Here is a 14644-nt window from a genome sequence, read left to right as displayed (position 1 = left end):
AGGATGTATACACAAACAAAAGTGAAAAACCAGAAGCAAGCCTTTGTCGTAGGGGTCGAGTACTATGAAGAAGATTTATTCCTCGAAATTGAATTAGGCAGCTTTCATACGACTCAACTTCATGCCCAACGTATTGCGAACAGTGTTCATAATGTCATTCTTTTAGAGAATCAGATTGTCATTATCTTTAAAAATGCCGATTCGATCACTCTTACAGACGATTTTCTGAAATATGCGTTTAAGTTTCGATTATGCACGAAACCAACGATGCCTCCTTTTGATATCTCCAAGCTCACTCAACAAGAAAAAGACGACTTAGTTTTTAATGAAGCCTATGTAATAACCGAAGAGGATATGAAAGAGGTACAATGGGACATTAACACGGCTTTTCGTTACCTTCAACACAAGTATGAGGCAAGAGATCAAACGTTCTTTTCTCTTTCATCGAGTGCCTACTATGTTATTCCTACTTCTGAAGAGATTGACCAGGAGGGAATAAGAAATGCAAACTAATAAATCCATCAAATATGTGGTCGCTGAAAAACAAGTACTTATTCCTTTAAGTGCTTGTTTTTTTGTGTCTATTCTACTTATCTTGAACTTTCTTTTTAACATGATGCGAAACCTTGTTCAAACAACATTTAGTGATGTGTTTGAACCGCAGCCATTTCATCTAGAAACATCCTTTTTGACAGAGATTCATCTTCAACAGTACATGCCTTTATATGGAGTGATGTGTCTAGTGGCTACCTTATTAACGGCCAAATTTGCTTATAATATTCGATCCAACTTCAAAGATTTAAACCACAATCAAAAAGGATCGGGACGCTTTACAACAAGAAGTGAACTGAAAAAGCAATATCGAAAAGTACCTGAAAAAACGACAACGTATCAAGGTGGAGGTGGCGTACCTGTTTCACGTATTCAAACCTATGACCTCATTCAAACATGGAAAGAGTACAAAGCTTTAAAGGGAATACAGAAGCTTCTCCACACACATCGATTCTTTACGAAGAAAAGCTACATGCTGATTGATGACACACCCGTTAATAATTTAATCATTGGGATTACACGATCAGGGAAAGGGGAAACCTTTGTTTTTCCAACGATTGATATCTACTCACGAGCTGAAAAACAACCTTCTCTAGTCTGCAACGATCCAAAGGGGGAGTTGCTTGCTGCTTCTAAAAACACACTAGAGGAAAGAGGCTATCATGTTGAAGTGTTAAACTTACTCAATCCATTAGAATCGATGAGTTATAACCTTTTAGAAATGATAAAAGAAACGTATAAAGATGGTGATTATTCAACAGCTCAAGCGTTATGTAACACGCTATCGTATACGCTTTATTACAATCCAAATGCGAAAGATCCGTTCTGGCAACAATGTGCCATGAGTTTATGTAATGCCATGATTCTTGCCGTAACGGATAAATGCATTACAGAACAAACAGAAGAGAAGATTACCATGTACACAGTGGCAAATATGTTGTCGGAGCTAGGCTCAAAAGAAGTTGTCATTAATAAGCAAGGGGATACCCAAAATGCGTTAGATATGTACTTTGATGGTCTTCCAACAGAAAGTGTCGCCAAAATGCAGTATGCGACATCGAACTTCTCAAAAGGTACGACAAGAGGAGGGATCTTTACTCAAACAATGAATGGATTATCCATTTTTACGTTTGACGAAATTTCCAAGATGACCTCTAAAAACAGTGTCGATTTAAAGCGTGTGGGCTTTGGGAAAACGATCAAAGGAACAGCAGCACCTCTTACTCGCTTAGAAATCATCTTTCCAAATGGTCAAAAAGAAACAATTAAAACGGATGCCAAAGGGTTATTTGAAGTCAATTTTACAAGTGAGTTAAAAAGTAATGATGAAATTATTCTTGGTGAAAAGTTGAGTGATAAAATCGTTACTTCATCGAGGCTTGAAACAGTGATATCGATTAATAAAATCACGAAAGAAACAGGAGCTACGACGTTTACAGTCGAGAATCAGCATCCAACTATTCATGTAAAGGAAGTGACGTATTTTACAAAACCAATCGCCATTTTTATGGTCACACCAGACTACGATTCAAGTAATCATGTAATAGCCTCTATTTTTGTTCGGCAGTTATATTATGTGCTTTCTAAGAACGCTTCGTTGGCAAGAGGAAACAAGTGTCATCGAGAAGTAGTGGTGTTGTTAGATGAATTCGGCAACATGCCGGCAATCGAAGGAATGTCCAACATTATCACGGTTTGTTTAGGGCGAAATATACGCTTCAACTTAGTCATACAAGCTTATGCACAGCTAAAAAATAAATATGGAGATGATGCCGAAACGATTGAAGGGAACTGTGGGAATACGATTTATATTTTAAGCAATAACTATGAAACAGCTAGAACCATCTCACAAAAATTAGGAGACGGTACAATCAATTCCACCTCTCGAAGTGGAAAAGGGTTATCAACAGATAAAAGTAAAACAGAGGGAGTGGATGGAAAGCCATTATTAACACCAAATGAATTAATGGAATTACAGGAAGGAGAAAGTGTGGTTGTACGTGTTGTAAAACGTCAAGATAAAGCACGTCAGAGAATTAAAGCACATCCCATCTATAACACCGGAAAAACAGCGTTGAAATACCGTTGGGAATACCTTGGAGATGACTTTAATACGGATCGTTCGATTCTAGATATTGATATTTCGTCTTTACATGAAAAAGTCAATCCAAGATCCCTGGTTATTGATAACTTTCTTTCACCATTTGCAACTCCTCCAGTTGAGGAGTTAACAAAAAAAGTTGAGGAAGTGATAAAAACAGAAGAGAAAGTCAAGGAGTCACCAAATGAGCTTTTTACTGCTATAACCCTTGAAAACTGGAAAACTAGAACAGTCAAAGAGTTCTTTTGCAATGATCCAAGTGTTTTTGAATTTATTAGAACCTCTTTACCTCACGTAATGAAGAAAACGACAGAAGATGTTGAACAACTAGCTATGGGAGATTTTGATGAAGAGTTTGAGCAACTAGCTTTCATGAACGGAATTGATCCTAAAGGCTATGAACTTGTTCGTAAAAAAATTGATTCTACTCTTACTCAGTTACAAGACCAAATGGAAAAACAAGAAGCCTAATATCAAAAGGGGGAGAAAGAATGACTAGTATTTCGAAGGAATTAGAACGTATTTTAGAGGACTATACACCGATTGTGAAGGAAGGACATCAGGTGTTGATTGGGTTGTTAGACGGTACTGTACAGCTAGAAAAAGGACAGGAGGGAGAAGCGCCTGTACAAATTCGTGTTTCTCCTCTGGATGAACGATTAGAAATAACCGTTGATACGTTGTTTCAAGGCATGTAATACGTGCATAAGGAGATGAGCAGATGAAAGATGAAGAAATTCTTGAAAAGTTACATGAGTTTTCGGAGTACTTAGATGTTGGAAATATCCTCACTTATTTATTACGGAAATTGGGTTGGGGATGTATTCAAGTTCTTTCATTTCTAGTGGATGGACTAGAAGGGATTACAGACAGTGTATTAGGCGTTAAATCGTTTTTTAATTCTCCTGATATTCAAGACTTTATTACGAAGATTCAACCCTTTTTATATGTGTTACTGGCTTTTTCCTTTCTGTATATCGGTTACATGTTGATTATTCAAAAAAAAGTCAATCGTGAACAGATCATGATTAACATTTTTATCTCAATGGCAGTCTTACTTTTATTAAATACAAGTATGTTAAAAGCTGATAAATTCACCGATCAAGCCATTGAAGCTGTTGATTTAAATGAAAAAGGTACGGTAAGTGAAAAGATTATTAAAAGTAATTTAACAGATGTCGCACAATTTGATCTTACGAAATGGAAGAGTCCGGAATTAAAAGAACCAAATAAAGTGCCACAAAAAAATATTATGATGATCGATATTACTGAAAAGATTGATGGTGACTTTAAAGTAAATGAGAAAGATAAACTATCAGACAAAGGAAAAGATATACTCACACATAAAGCATCCTTAACACCAGATGGAAAAGATGGAGTTGCAGAACTAAATAATGGATGGTTTGATTTCTTTCCCGAACTTTATTATCGATGGGCATGGAACTTCTGGACAATTGCGGTTTCCCTTTTTGTAATAGGGATGACGTTGTTATTTACGTCTATTAAGTTAGCAAAACTATGTTACGAGCTAGGGTTCAATGCGATTCTGGCCCAATTAGTTGCGCCTGCCGATGTAGCAGATGGACAGAAGTTAAAAGCTGTACTAAAAAACATAATGAATACGTTCCTAGTTATTATTATGATTTTCATTTCGATGAAGGTCTATTTGATGGGAACAATCTTTATTAGCAATAAATTAGATGGTATTCCGTATATTGTTGCATTAATTGCCTATAGTATTGCGGTCGTAGATGGCCCAATCATGTGTGAACGTCTCTTTGGTATCGATGCGGGTCTCAAAAGTGGTTGGGGTGCTCTGGCAGGAGGTTTTGCGATGGCAAAAGGACTTGAAAGTGGCATAAATATGATGGGCAGAACAGCAAAAGGAGGAGCCAACCTTGCCAAAGGGATTGGTGGTGTAGGAAAAGGTCTTGGTAGTGGTGTCCTTCAAACAGCAGCAGGAGTTGGGGGTCTTGGAAAAGGGTTAGCTACACAAGGAAATAAAGAAAAACAGCCAGCTCTGCATGAAGAAATGAAAAAGGCAGGAATGCCAGGTGAAAAAGGAAACGCTGCTTCTAAAGGTCAAAACGCAGGCAATGAGCAAAAGGACCAACAACAAGGGTTATCTTCTACTGAAAAACAAGAAGGAGGTAAAAATAGTGAAGGGAATGTTCCAGAAGGAAAAGGATCAGGTCAAGGAAGTTCTTTACAGGATGAGATGCAAGCAGCAGCTGTTTCTACTGATAGTCAAGGATCAACTTCCTCTGTAGAAGGTGGAAATACATCTCTACATGATGAAATGCAAGCTTCTGGTTATGCTGAAGGCTCAAATGAAGGCACTGGATCTTCTGTAGAGGGTGGAAGTGCTTCTCTACATGATGAAATGCAAGCTTCTGGTTACGCTGAAGGCGCAAATGAAGGTACTGGATCTTCTGTAGAGGGTGGAAGTGCTTCTCTACATGATGAAATGCAAGCTTCTGGTTATGCTGAAAGTGCAAGTGAAGGTACTGGATCTTCTGTAGAAAGTGGAAGTACTTCTCTACATGATGAAATGCAGGCTTCTGGTCAGAGTGGCAACACAAATGGAGGCAGCTCTTCTGTAGGAAAGGCAAGTTCTCCTCTTCATGGTGAAATGCAAGCTTCCGGTCAGAGTGGCAACACAAATGGAGGCAGCTTCTCTGTAGGAAAGACAAGTTCTCCTCTTCATGATGAAATACAGGCTTCTGGTCAGAGTGGAAGCACAAATGGGGGCAGCTCTTCTGTAGGAAAGGCAAGTTCTCCTCTTCATAATGAAATGCAGGCTTCTGGTCATAGTGAAAGCACAAGTGGAGGCAGCTCTTCTGTAGGAAGTGTGAGTACGCCTATTCATGAAGAAATCCAAACTTCCGGTTACGGCGGAAGTACAAGCGAAGGCAGCTCTTCTGTAGGAAGTGCAAGTACGCCTGTTCATGAAGAAATCCAAACTTCCGGTTACGGCGGAAGTACAAGCGAAGGCAGCTCTTCTGTAGGAAGTATGAGTACACCTGTTCATGAAGAAGTCCAAACTTCCGGTTACGGTGGAAGTATAAATGAAGGCAGCTCCTCTGTAGGAAGTGTAAGTTATCCTACACCAACAAGAGAACCTTCTGTTTCCATGCCGACAGGAATGGATCAAGCACAAGCGCAAGTGGCAGCTACACAGGAACCTCGTCAAGTAAAACAACAAGTTAAACAAGATACTGTTCCTGCTTCAACAGAAGATATTCCAATGCCGCATCAACATCGAACAGAAACACGTAATATTGCACAAGTGGTACGGAATAATGTCAAAGAGAGCGTAGGAAAGGTAAAAGAACGTATTGATAACTCACAAACGATCCATAAAACAAAACGTTCTTATCAAATTGGACGAAATACAGGACGAGATTTACGAAACCTTGGATCAAAAAAGCGAAATAAACCAGATGAGAAGTAACAGGTGTTACTTCTCTTTTTTATGGAAAGGAGAAAGATCATGGGAAACTATAACATTCCAAAAGAAATTTCAACGGAATTAAAGATTAATAAATCTCTTTATCTCTTTGATTTGCTGTTTATTATTGGCTTACTGATGGTCACGATGATGTTACGTTTTTTTATTCATCCAACGCTTCAAATTCCCTTTTATATCTTTATGGGCGTATTTGGTCTATTGATGATTGTTAGACCAAGTACGAACCCTAAAAAACGGATGTATGAGGCGTTATTGCTTACATTGGTGCGAAAGAAGAGCACGTATTGTGCCATAGATCGGGATCAAGAATAAAGGAGGGTATGATTGATGGCATTATTTGATGAAAGAATCCTAGAAAAAGAGAAAGCTATTTTAAAAGAAAAAAAGGCAAGTACATCCCTTCTCTTTGATGAAAAGGAACTGGATAAACAGATTGCTCGTACAAAGAAAAAGAATCCTTTTTCTTTGTTACAACTTCCAAAGGCTGAAAAGGAAAAAAAGAAAGAGAAGCTACCGGAGGTAAAGAAAAGTGTAGCTGATATTATTCCTATCATCGATCAAACGGATAGTGGGTTATTTCAACTAAAGGATGAGGGAGGCTTTTTTGGGATCTGGCAGCTTCAGAGTACAGATATCAATGCCATGCACAACCAAGAGGCAGAACGCAATATCTATACATTGGCGAAAACATACCAGGGCGATAAAGATCCATTTAAAATTATCTCATTAAACTTGCCTGTTTCCACACAAAAGCAACAACAGTATCTTGAGAAAAAAATTCGAGAGGCTAACAATGCGTTATCGCTTCGATTCTTACGAAAAAAGTTAAAAGAACTTCAATATTTAGAATGGGGGCGAACCAATCGAGAATACTTTCTTTTCTTATATGGACCGACTGAACTCGCTGTTAAAGAGCGAAAAGATCAATTTATGCGAGATATTCAACTGGCTATACCTCTTTTACCTGTTTCGGATGAAAAACAGATTAACCTTCTTTACAAACTCTACAATCAAAACGCCAAGCTTGGTAATAAACAATAAGAAAGGATGATAAAACCATGATAACTTTACCTTTTGGTAAAAAAGAGAAAACACCTCAAGAGATCAAGCAAAAAAAAGGATACAATCCTCATTTTGTGGCACAGATTCAACCACAAGGGGGCGTGAGCTTTAAAGAAAACCTTGTTCGAAACGGAGATGGATATTCGACTTGCATTCATATTTATGAGTACCCAACGAACGTGAATGATTTTTGGCTGGAACCGATTATGAATATGCCCAATGCCATTACTACCTTAGATGTGGTAAGCGATGAGCGAAAACAAGTCGTAGAAGCCATTAATAAAAATATGTCGGAACAAAATGCACGGCATGTGAATGCTAAAGAAAACATTGATCGTATGGATGCCCAAGAACAGTATTTAGATATGAAAGAGCTATATCGTCAAGTCGCAAATGGTGAAGTGATCAAACGGATACACCTTCGTATTTATATTGCGGAAAAAACGATTCCTGACTTAGAAAAGCGATTAAAAGAAGTCATTCATCACCTTGAAACGCATAACTTCAGAGGATCCATTTTCTTAAATGAACAAGAGTATGAGTGGGAATCGTTAGTGACGCACTTTGACATGCAAAAGAAGTATCCCAGTAAGCGAAAAGGAAAGGAAATCCCCGCATTAGCATTAGCCGGAGGGTTTCCTTTTCATTTTACTCACTTAGATGATCCATACGGTACGTATCAAGGGACAACTCGTACATGTGGCAGCGTCATCTTTGATTTGTTTCACAAAGACCAACAACGTAAAAGTTACAATGCGGTGTTAATGGGCTTAATGGGCGCAGGTAAATCCACATTTTTAAAGAAAGTCACCACGGATAATGCCATTAAAGGCTATAAGATTCGAGGATTTGATATCGTAGGAGAGTTTGAAAGTCTCGTCAGAGAATTAGGAGGTAAACAGATTGCGCTAGATGGATCAGAAGGGCAAATTAATCCCTTACAGGTATTTAAAACACATGAGCACGAAATAAACAGTTTTACGCAGCACCTATCCAAACTAACCGTTTTTTATCGCTTTATTGCACCAGAAGCAAAAGATGATGAATTAAAAGAGTATGAAAAGCTCCTTCGTAAACTCTATATTCAAAAGCAGTTATGGAACGATGGAAAGGGCGCAAGCAATCACATTACAGGGCGTTCACCAGAAGCCTATCCAACTTTTAGTGAGTTTCTACAGCTCATTCGGAAAGAGCTATATGCAAATGAGAAAACAAGAGAGCATCATCCAAACTTAGGGGAGTATCGGAAACGTCGTCTTGAGCTAATCGAGCTGAACATTGAAAACTTGGTTGAAACGTACGCGCATTTGTTTGATGGCATTTCAACCATTGAAGATTTTAACGATGAACAAGTCGTATTCTTCTCGATCCGTCATTTATCGAAATTAAAAGATGAAATTGCACAGGCACAGCTTTTCAACGTTATGAGTTTATTATGGGATGGCATGCTGCAGAATGGAGAACCACAATTGGCAGCCTATACGAAAGGGACATTATCCTTTGAAGATGCCATTCGTTATTTGATTGTCATCGACGAGGCGCACCACATTGTGAACACGAAAAAGGGCAATGAACATGCTTTAGATTTCCTAACAGAGTTCAGTCGAGAAGCACGTAAATACTTTGCAGGTTTGATCTATGCAAGTCATTTAATCAGTGACTTTGTGCCAGACGGTTCGGAACAAACAGCGATTGAGAAAATTAAAAAGCTTTTTGATTTAACACAATATAAATTCATTATGCAGCAAGATGATAACAACTTAGATACGATTCAACGAGTGTTTAAAACAGGGATTACGGACAGCGAACTAGCTGAGATTCCGAAGCTGCCAATTGGGGATGTGCTGCTTTGTATTAAGTCCGTAAAAAACATTCTGTTTCATATTGAAATCGATGAGGAAGAAAAAGTGCTGTACGGTGGAGGTGCATAAGCCTTGCATATTGTTTTGCAGCTCATTCCAAAGAAATATTTGATTGGAGGCACGTTGATCCTGTTAGGATTATCGGGCCTCTTAATCATGAGTACGATTGTAGCGATCACAGGCGAATTTGAAAAAGATAGTCAACAAAGTGAGGTAACAGAGATTGAAGGTGGAGGCATTGGCGTGGGAACAGCTAATGTGTCACCAGAGGTTATGAAGTATCAACCCTTGCTTGAAAAGTACGCACAAAAACACGGGCTAGATGCTTCTTATGTGCCCATTATGATGGCACTTATGATGCAAGAAAGTGGAGGAAGAGGCAACGATCCCATGCAAAGTTCAGAGTCTAAATGTGGAAGAGTCGGGTGTATTCAGAATCCTGAAGCGTCTATTGATCAAGGAGTCAAACATTTTAAAAGTGTACTAGAAAAATCTCATTATGATTTAAAGTTATGCCTTCAAAGTTATAACTTCGGCCCCGGCTTTATCAATTTCATTATGAAAAATGGAGGCAAATATACACCAGAATTAGCCATTAAGTTTTCTCAAATTCAATATCAACAAGTCAAACATACAGGAAAGTATCACTGTGTACGCCTTGAAATGGTACCGTATCAAGCGTGCTACGGCGACTCAAAGTATGTGGATGCGGTCGGGCGGCAGACGATGTCTGTATAGCAATGTTCGGAAAGAACCTTGTTAGTGTAGTAACAAGACCTAATCCCTCCCGTTACAACAAAATGCCTTGTTGTAGTCGGTCAGCTTGGAGGGTGAAAGAAGGGAATGTGAGCCAAAATAGCCGTAGGCAAGATGCATTCTCGACATGGTGGGCTTAGTCATGGTTAGTAGGTTAATTACGAAATCGAGCTGGGTGGGTAATGTACGACGACCATGAACGAAAGGGCTATTGATAAGTTCATTTCATCTATTAAATAACAAAGGACGGCTGTTATTTAATCAACCTGACGGAGGATTCAACACACTACATATGTGATTGAATCAGATGAACACAGCCACAGATTGTGGAGCCAGTTGAAGATAACCTAACACTAAGCAATACGTGCTATACAGATAACCTGCAACGGTAGTGTAAGGGAGGTCGGTAGTTGACCTATGAAGCTACACTACCTAAAGATGTGCTTGAGTAGTCCGAGGTAGGGAAAGCCTACTACATGGCGAATGGCACAGGGCTAAAATCGTAAGTGAATTCTAACATGGATGGAAGGTGAAACCTTTGTTTGATGCTATGGAGAGAGTTGCTTACCTATCCAAAACAGCAAAAGAAAATAAGGAGTTACGTTTTAAAAAGCTATATAAAATTGTCCAAAAACCTGAATTTCTTAAAGTAGCATATGACCAAATAAGAAATAACAAAGGTGCTAATACAGCTGGTGTCGATGGGGTAGTCAAAACAGAATATGAAATAAGTGAGATATACAAGGAAGCTATTCAAGACTTAGCAGAAATGATAAGAAGTGAAACATATAAACCACTTCCAGTAAGAAGGGTTACCATACCTAAGAAAAACGGGAAACGAAGACCTTTAGGGATTCCTTCATTGAAAGATAGAATTGTTCAATCGGCTATTAAAATAATTTTAGAAGCAATATATGAACCTGTATTCAAAGAAACGTCACACGGCTTCAGACCGAGAAGAAGCTGCCAAACAGCAATTAACGATATAACATGTAGAAAATATGACTGGGTAGTAGAAGGTGATATAAAGGGATGCTTTGATAACATCAATCATGTCCAATTATTAGACATATTAAGGAAAAGAATTGCAGATGAAAGGTTCATTAATCTTATCAATAAATTTCTTAAAAGTGGCTATCAAATGGGTTATGGGATTGATGGAAAGTACCCTATATATGAAACAAAAGATGGAACACCGCAAGGTGGAATCATATCACCAGTACTAGCCAATGTATACTTACACGAATTTGATAAATTTATAGAAACAAAGCTTACCAACATGAAGCAGTGCTATAAATACACAAAGAAATACAATGAACTCAATAACAGAATTAAAAGAATACAGAATGCAATAGATGAAGGAAAAACATCATATAAAGCCCGAACATATTTGGAAAATGAGGATAAACCTAAGGATATTCACTTTGCGAATAAACAGGAAATACAACAACATATAGACCAACTAAAGAAAGATCGAACGGAATATGAAAGAAAAAGCAAAGAGTACAGCTATCTGAGCAATAGAATTAGCAGACTATCAAAAGTCAGTAATTTCCCATTTACGACTAAACCGTATGGTGCTTCTAAGTATGTAGAATACTCACTTAATTCTAAAGAGGAAATGATAAGTGAAATCAAGAGGCTACGTAAAGAAATAAGAAATACCCCTAAATATGATAAAGAAAGTTACTTCAGCGATACATCAATCGGCTATACCAGGTATGCAGACGACTTCGTTATTCTTATTGGAAATCAAAGAAAAGAGTCAGCAAAGGAATTAAAAGAAGAAATTAAAAGATGGCTTATGGAAAACCTGAAGCTTACCCTGAGTGATGAGAAAACGACCATTACGCACGCTACAGAAGGCTTCAAATTTGTAGGTTATTACATTCTTAAAACTCCAAGCCAAACATGTACTGGTTACAATGGATTTTCGAAAGTATATGTTCCAGATGAAGCAAAAGATAAGGTCAAAGAAAATATAGAAAAGATTCTAAGAAATAATTATCACCTAGCAGCCTACGATTTGTTTCACTATCTCAATAGAATTATTAACGGCTGGGGGAACTTTTATAAGATATGTAATAACTATTCAAAAGTAGCAAGCAGATTGGATACATGGCTCTTCTGGAAGATATGTCATTGGTTAGGAAAGAAATACAAACTTAGAACGATGAGCAAGGTCTTTAAACGATTTCGAACACGGTCTAAAGTTCAAAAATGGGGAGCAAACGCAAAAAGACTTCGTGTTTCCTTAGATGACAACATTATATATTTCAAACACTTCTCTGATATTAAATATATTTCTCCAGGGGACATATCAAGGAAAATCAAGAGCAATGGTCATAAAGAAGCTCAGGGGTTTCAAGATACAAGTAAAAAGGTTTATGGACAGATAGGAGATGGCTTTTCACCACAAATTTACTATGACTTGATAGCGAAATATGGAAAGAAATGCATGGAATGTGGTGAAGAAAACGTAACCCTTCGGGTACATCACACTAGAATGGTTAAAAGGTCTTCAAGAAAAGACCAAGTGAGTGTTTATGACAGCTCTAGAAGCCTGAAATCTGTACTTTTATGTACAAAATGTCATAAGAAAAAGCACCCAGTTAACCATGTGATTAAAGGATAGTAATTTAGGTTTTAGTCGGGAGCCGTATGCATGGAAACATGCTCGTACGGTTCTTACGGGAGCTGAGAGGAAAAGTGTCTTATGACAACTCGCCTCTCTTCGACCCACTTTAAAATATTATACGGGAACGATCACAGCTGACGGAAAACCGGCTGCTCCTGCGAGTGGTGGAAGTGGCGGTAAATCGGGTGTGAAAGTTATTGACGCAGGCAAAACGTTGATTGGTAAAACACGCTATGTATTTGGTGGTGGACGCTCTCAATCTGATATTAACGCAGGACGTTTTGATTGTTCAAGTTTTGTCAGATGGGCATTCGAACAGGTAGGAATGAATGTTGGTCCAATGTCGGGTGTAACAACCGATACACTCAAAACACAAGGGCAAGCAATTAATCCAAAAGACATGAAGCCTGGGGATGTGGTGTTTTTTGACACCTATAAGATAGACGGTCACGTTGGGATATACGTTGGCAATAATCAGTTTTTAGGCTGCCAAGGAAAAACAGGTGTAGCCATCGCAAGTATGGCAAAAGGAACGTATTTTGGTGAACGATTCAATGGAAGAGTAAAACGATTTTAAAAGGAGAAAAGGCGATGAAAAATAAAGCAGCACTACTATTTGGAGCACTTGCCGTTGTGGTGGCAGGCGTAACCATTTTCAACATTTACCTGAACCACAATATCTCCAACACAACAGCTTCGAAACAAATTCAAGTCACGAATGAAAGCTTACAAGAAGAAAATAAAGAGTTAAAAAAACAACTAAGTGAGGTTCGCCCTTCTGCCCAAGAACAACAAAAACGAGATTACTTGAATACGGTTCATCAATTCATCGATGTGTCTTATCATCGTGAAAAAGAAGGATTTGAGGAACGAAAGAAGGTTGCAAAATCCATCATGGACAAAGAGCTTTATGAGCAATTTTATCCTTCTGAAAAGTTCGTATATGGAGATAGTTACACTTCAGTTCCAAACGATGTACAGCTTTATGTACAACAATATGATGGAGGGCAAGAAGAGGTCGAAGTCATTGCTGAATTTACGAATCATCTTGTCATAAAAGATGAGAATGTCGACGATCAAACGCATGACATTATTAAAGTTTCTCTACGGAAAGAAGAGAATAAATGGGTGGTTTATAGTATCGAAGAATTGAAAACAGAAATCATGAAATGAGGTGGAGCAGATGGTATTGAAGAAGCAATTTGAAGATTATCGATTTAATTTAAATCGCAATCGGTCATGGAAGTATACAGCCGTGTTGATCTTTTTCTTTATCGGTTTTTTATCCTTACTGACATCAAAATTCTATTTAAAAACGGAAGATCCTTTGTATCATACCAAAACCTATGAGGCGGTTTCTTCTAACATAACAGGAACCGTAACCATTGAAAATCGTGTGTATCATCCGGTTAATGGCTCACTGGATATGGTGATCAAAATGGATCAAACAGATGAAGGAGAAGTAAGCTTTGTGGCACAAGAAAAAGCGAATCCCAACATCAAATTACCTGTTCAGTTATTGTATGAAGATGATGGTTATTATGTGGTAAGAATCAGCGATTTATCTTCAAATTGGGAAGCACTTGCCTTTGATCTGTATCAAGAAAATGAAGAAAAAGAAACGGTCAATGTGGATGACGTAACAAGTGATTCAGAAACAGATTCAACAGAGGAAATAGATGCTCATGCGTTAATTACAACGCTCTATTCTGACCAACGAAAAACGAAAAGTGAAGTAGGAAAAGGAACCAAAAGCAAACAAGAATATGCGCTTTTGGTCAATGATTTAGAGAAACAGTTTGTTAAAAAGAAAATGAAAAACTATGAAAAAGCGATCACAGTAGAAGCCAAACATAAGCGTCAAACACAACAAGAAATGAATGAATTACAACGTGATATGAAGTACCAAGTACAGGAGGAAAAAGCCGATACAGAATCAAAAATTGCAATGAAAAAGGATGCCATTCAATCGAGTGATGCAAGCATTCAGCTCTATAAAGGTGAACAAAAAAGTTTACAAGAAAAGCTTCAAAAATTGAATGAAAAGCAACAAGATTTAGCCATGAAGTGAAAAAGGAGGTATCGCCACTGACTCGCCAATGTGTCGCCAGAGAGTCGCCACTTTGATGGTTTCCGTGCTATCACGGTTTTGCTAGGCTTTGCCTAGCCTATCACACCCTGTGATAGCAAAAACCCCTTAT

12 protein-coding genes are annotated in these 14644 nt (G+C 38.1%); all 12 read left to right on the top strand.

The features are described 5' to 3' along the window. Positions 1 to 3: 3 nt before the first annotated feature. Entirely contained in the window at positions 4 to 513 is a 510-nt protein-coding gene (locus CEQ83_RS26065; protein ID WP_099331422.1) for a hypothetical protein, read from the top strand. After that, entirely contained in the window at positions 503 to 3124 is a 2622-nt protein-coding gene (locus CEQ83_RS26060; RefSeq protein ID WP_155017607.1) for a VirD4-like conjugal transfer protein, CD1115 family, read from the top strand. Before CEQ83_RS26065 ends, CEQ83_RS26060 begins: the two co-directional genes overlap by 11 nt. Before the next feature lie 20 nt (positions 3125 to 3144). Beyond that, positions 3145 to 3351, top strand: a complete 207-nt coding sequence (locus CEQ83_RS26055; protein ID WP_099331420.1) for a hypothetical protein — start codon at positions 3145 to 3147, stop codon at positions 3349 to 3351. Positions 3352 to 3374: 23 nt separating this feature from the next. After that, complete coding sequence (locus CEQ83_RS26050) at positions 3375 to 6107, top strand: pLS20_p028 family conjugation system transmembrane protein (RefSeq protein ID WP_099331419.1); 2733 nt, start codon at positions 3375 to 3377, stop codon at positions 6105 to 6107. Between the two features lie 39 nt (positions 6108 to 6146). After that, positions 6147 to 6437 carry a DUF5592 family protein gene (locus CEQ83_RS26045; protein ID WP_099331418.1) on the top strand — a complete coding sequence of 97 codons (291 nt, stop codon included), beginning with the start codon at positions 6147 to 6149 and terminating at the stop codon, positions 6435 to 6437. A gap of 15 nt (positions 6438 to 6452) precedes the next feature. Next, complete coding sequence (locus CEQ83_RS26040; RefSeq protein ID WP_099331417.1) at positions 6453 to 7166, top strand: hypothetical protein; 714 nt, start codon at positions 6453 to 6455, stop codon at positions 7164 to 7166. 17 nt (positions 7167 to 7183) lie between these two features. Next, positions 7184 to 9118, top strand: a complete 1935-nt coding sequence (locus tag CEQ83_RS26035; protein WP_099331416.1) for a VirB4 family type IV secretion system protein — start codon at positions 7184 to 7186, stop codon at positions 9116 to 9118. A gap of 3 nt (positions 9119 to 9121) precedes the next feature. Further along, positions 9122 to 9787 carry a lysozyme family protein gene (locus CEQ83_RS26030; RefSeq protein WP_155017606.1) on the top strand — a complete coding sequence of 222 codons (666 nt, stop codon included), beginning with the start codon at positions 9122 to 9124 and terminating at the stop codon, positions 9785 to 9787. 556 nt (positions 9788 to 10343) lie between these two features. Then, the gene (locus CEQ83_RS26025; RefSeq protein WP_155017605.1) at positions 10344 to 12440 is read left to right on the top strand and encodes a reverse transcriptase domain-containing protein; all 2097 of its coding nucleotides are present in this window, start codon (positions 10344 to 10346) and stop codon (positions 12438 to 12440) included. Positions 12441 to 12630: 190 nt separating this feature from the next. Next, on the top strand, positions 12631 to 13020 hold the full coding sequence (locus tag CEQ83_RS26020) for a C40 family peptidase (protein WP_228123071.1): 390 nt from the start codon (positions 12631 to 12633) through the stop codon (positions 13018 to 13020). Positions 13021 to 13034: 14 nt separating this feature from the next. Continuing rightward, complete coding sequence (locus CEQ83_RS26015; protein WP_099331414.1) at positions 13035 to 13616, top strand: MerR family transcriptional regulator; 582 nt, start codon at positions 13035 to 13037, stop codon at positions 13614 to 13616. A gap of 16 nt (positions 13617 to 13632) precedes the next feature. Further along, positions 13633 to 14514 (top strand): hypothetical protein, encoded by an 882-nt coding sequence (locus tag CEQ83_RS26010; RefSeq protein WP_155017603.1) that lies wholly within the window; start codon positions 13633 to 13635, stop codon positions 14512 to 14514. Positions 14515 to 14644 lie beyond the last annotated feature (130 nt).

The organism is Priestia megaterium, from assembly GCF_009497655.1.
GTDB lineage: Bacteria > Bacillota > Bacilli > Bacillales > Bacillaceae_H > Priestia > Priestia zanthoxyli.
Note: the sequence above shows the minus strand (reverse complement) of the source record. Positions and strands in the feature narration are given on the sequence as shown.